We start from the raw sequence: 3,877 nt of genomic DNA, 5'->3' as shown, positions 1-3,877 counted from the left end.
CCCGGCCTGTTCCAGCGCGCGCAGGGCGGTACCGGCCGCGACGGGCAGGGTGGCCGCCTCGCCGAGGTCGACCTCGTCCGGCACCACGACCACATCGGCAACGTCCAGGGCCCGCAGCGCGCCGAATCCTCCGCCCTCCCCGAATCCGACCACCCGACTGCCCACCGCGGGCCCACTCCCGTCGGCAGCGGCCCGCACGACGACACCGGCCGAGTCGAAGCCGATCACCTCACCGGGCGCGCCCCGCTGCGCGAAGTACAGCTCGGCCGAGTTGAGGGAGGTGTGCCGGACCTCCACCAGCAGCTGCCCCGGGCCCGGCACCGGGTCGGGCGCCTCCCCGAGCCGCAGCCCACCGGCCACCCCCGAATCCACGATCAGTGCACGCACGACTTGCCCCTCTCGTCGTAGGTCACTCGTCTCGGGGCAACCAGCGCGGAACCGGTGTTCTTCCCGCCGCCCGGCGCCCGATCACGGTTGGATGGAACCATGAGCACCGACGACCAGGCACGGCTGATGCGAGCCAACCAGGCGAACTGGGACGCCCGCACCCCCGTCCACCTCGCCAGCCGGTTCTACGGCCTCGACGGCGACCCGGACCCGGACCGCTGGTTCGCCGCCTTCGAGTGGGACGACCTCGGCGACCTGGCGGGCCGTGACGTGCTCCACCTCCAGTGCCATCTCGGCACCGAGACCCTCGCGTTCGCGCGGCGCGGGGCACGAGCCGTAGGACTCGACTTCTCCGAGGCGTCCGTGACGGCCGCGACCGGCATCGCAACGAAGGCGGGCCTCGACGTCGACTACGTACAGGCGAATGTGTACGACGCCGTCGAGGCCCTGGGACAGCGGCAGTTCGACGTCGTGTACACCGGCAAGGGCGCCCTGTGCTACCTGCCCGATCTCCCGCGCTGGGCGGACACGATCGCCCAACTCCTGCGCCCCGGCGGCCTGTTGTACATTGTCGAATTCCACCCCCTGCTCAACTCGCTGGGCCCGAAGCCGAATCCGGGCGAGGGACCCGAACTGCTGCTGCGCCACGACTACCTGGGCGGCGGCGGTCCGGTGCACCGGGACGCGACGTTCACGTACACCGACGGTCCGGCCGTGGCAGACGCGACCGACAGTTATGAGTGGATGCACGGAATAGACGAGGTCATCAACGCGTTGACGCAAGCAGGACTGAACATCCGAAGGCTTCGCGAGAGCGACGAACTTCCGTGGCCGCGCTGGCCACGGATGGAACGGACTCCGACCGGCTGGTGGCGACTGCCCGAGCCGCGGATCCCCCTCCTCTACGGCCTGCTGGCGAGCCGCTGAGCCGTAACTCACAGCCGGATCCGCACCGGGTGTGCTACGGTGCGGTCAGCACTTGTGTACGCCCCGTTCCGGGCGCCGGTGCCAGAACCACTTCTTCTCTGCCGACCGGCCGTCGATTCCGACCGGCACAACGGCTTCTTCACATCAGCTCGTGACCGGCGTGTTCCCGCCGTACCCGGGTTGATGTTCCCCGCCGCCCCGAGGAGCGCTCGTACGCCCTCCGCCTGCGGCTTCTCCCCCTTCCTTCCGCATGACACATGCATCCGTCCTTGAAAGGACCACCCATCATGACCACCACACTCGAACCCCCAGTACAGGAACAGCCCCGCACCCAGACCGCGACCGGTGTCCTCGACATCGACGGCAACGGGAAGGGGCACCTGCGGGCGCTGAACTGCCAGCCCTCGCCCACCGACCTCCAGGTCTCCCCCGCGCTGATCCGCCGTCACGGCCTGCGCAAGGGCGACCTCGTGGAAGGCGTCCGCAGCGGGCAGCGCACCCTGACCGAGGTCGCGTTCGTCAACGGGCGCACGCCCGACGAACTGCGCGGCCGACGCCACTTCCGCGACCTCACCCCGCTGCACCCGCGCGAGCGGCTCCACCTCGAACACCCGGCGGCCGGCCTCACCGGACGCGTCGCCGACCTGATCGCCCCCGTCGGCAAGGGCCAGCGCGGACTGATCGTGGCCCCGCCCAAGACCGGCAAGACCGTCCTGCTCCAGCAGATCGCGGCAGCCGTCGCCGGCAACCACCCCGAGGCCCGCCTCATGGTGGTGCTGCTCGACGAGCGGCCCGAGGAGGTCACCGACATGCGGCGCTCCGTGCGCGGCGAGGTGTACGCCTCCACCTTCGACAAGGCGCCCAAGCAGCACATCGCGCTGGCCGAGCTCGTGATCGAGCGGGCCAAGCGGCTCGTCGAGGCGGGCGAGGACGTAGTGATCCTGCTCGACTCGCTGACCCGGCTGTGCCGGGCACACAACAACGCGGCGGCGTCCGGTGGCCGTACTCTCAGCGGCGGCGTGGACGCGACCGCCCTGATCGGCCCGAAGAAGTTCTTCGGCGCCGCGCGCCTCGCCGAGGAGGGCGGCTCCCTCACCATCCTCGCCACCGCACTGGTCGAGACCGGCTCCCGTGCCGACGACTTCTACTTCGAGGAGCTGAAGAGCACCGGCAACATGGAGCTCCGCCTCAGCCGCGAGCTGGCCTCCCGCCGGGTGTTCCCGGCCGTCGAGATCAACCCGTCCGGCACCCGCCGCGAGGAACTCCTGCTCACCCCGGCCGAGTTGACGGCAGTACGGGGCCTGCGCCGCGTCCTCCAGAACAGGGACGGCCAGAGCAGCACGGAAACTCTCCTGGAGCGCATGCGGGAGACTCCGGACAACGCGACGTTCTTGCGCCGCATCCAGCCGACACTGCCTTCTAACTGACCTGGGTTTTAGGGGCGCGGGGCTGTATCCATATGCGGCTCCGCCGCGTGGGCGCGACCAGCCCCCACCGGGCCCGCAGACGAATCACTAGCGCATCCGGGTGCACACTCACCCCGCTCGGCCCGGCCAACACCCTCCACAGCGTCTCCGTTCCTACGTTTGCGGTATGACAATCGGATTCTCACCCCGGATCGCCATGTCGACCTGCGCCCTCTGCCTGACGGCCGTCCTCGCGTTCACCCCCGTCACGGCGACAGCCAGCACCGGGTCGGATCCCAGCACCCAGGTCCACCCCCACCCCGGCGCCCCCCAACTCCCGGACATTTCCGCCCTCTCCTGGCTCGTCGCAGACGCCCGCACCGGCGAAGTCCTGGCCGCCCACGACGCCCACCGCAGACTCCCGCCCGCCAGCACCCTGAAAACCCTGTTCGCCCTCACTGTCCTCCCCGCACTCCCCGGAGGGACACGGCACCGCGTCAGCGAACAGGACCTGGCCGGCATCGGCGAGGGCAGCAGCCTGGTCGGTGTCGAGGCGGGGCACACCTATCGCGTCGCCGACCTGTGGCGCGGGGTCTTCCTCAACTCCGGGAACGACGCCGTGCACGTCCTGGCCGCCCTCAACGGCGGCTGGGACGCCACGGCCGCCCGGATGCAGGCCAAGGCACGCTCACTGGGCGCGCTCGACACCCATGTCATCTCACCGGACGGCTACGACACCGACGGCCAGGTGTCCTCCGCCTTCGACCTCGCGGTGTTCGGGCGGGCCGGGCTGCGCAACGCGGACTTCGCGCGGTACTGCTCCACCGCCGAGGCCGAGTTCCCGGGTGACGGGTCGTCGTACGCGATCCAGAACACCAATCGGCTGCTGACCGGCAACGACGGCGTCGAGCCGTATCCGGGACTCATCGGAGTGAAGAACGGCTACACCACCCACGCGGGCAACACGCTGGTCGCGGCGGCGCGTCGGGGCGGTCGGTCGCTCGTCGTCACGGTGATGAACCCTCAGGCGGGCGGCGGCTTCACCGTGTACGAGGAGGCGCGCGAGCTGCTCGACTGGGGTTTCGCGGCCGCGGGGCGGGTCGATCCGGTGGGTTCGCTGGACGCGTTGCGGACGAGCCCGAGGCCGGGTCCCGCCG

General features: G+C 70.6%; 4 protein-coding genes. 3 read left to right on the top strand and 1 reads right to left on the bottom strand.

From position 1 onward, the window contains the following. On the bottom strand, positions 1-387 hold a 387-nt coding region (locus tag R6V09_RS48020), incomplete at its 3' end, for an alcohol dehydrogenase catalytic domain-containing protein (RefSeq protein ID WP_442810276.1). Between the two features lie 99 nt (positions 388-486). Here R6V09_RS48020 and R6V09_RS48015 point away from each other — a divergent pair. The 3 genes from R6V09_RS48015 to R6V09_RS48005 form a co-directional block, all read left to right on the top strand. Beyond that, positions 487-1,314 carry a class I SAM-dependent methyltransferase gene (locus R6V09_RS48015; RefSeq protein WP_317887755.1) on the top strand — a complete coding sequence of 276 codons (828 nt, stop codon included), beginning with the start codon at positions 487-489 and terminating at the stop codon, positions 1,312-1,314. Positions 1,315-1,601: 287 nt separating this feature from the next. Then, positions 1,602-2,741 carry a transcription termination factor Rho gene (gene rho, locus R6V09_RS48010; protein ID WP_317887754.1) on the top strand — a complete coding sequence of 380 codons (1,140 nt, stop codon included), beginning with the start codon at positions 1,602-1,604 and terminating at the stop codon, positions 2,739-2,741. Between the two features lie 166 nt (positions 2,742-2,907). Next, positions 2,908-3,877 (top strand): D-alanyl-D-alanine carboxypeptidase family protein (locus tag R6V09_RS48005; RefSeq protein ID WP_317887753.1); only part of this gene is annotated, 970 nt, incomplete at its 3' end.

It is taken from the genome of Streptomyces sp. W16 (assembly GCF_033194735.1).
GTDB lineage: Bacteria > Actinomycetota > Actinomycetes > Streptomycetales > Streptomycetaceae > Streptomyces.
Note: the sequence above shows the minus strand (reverse complement) of the source record. Positions and strands in the feature narration are given on the sequence as shown.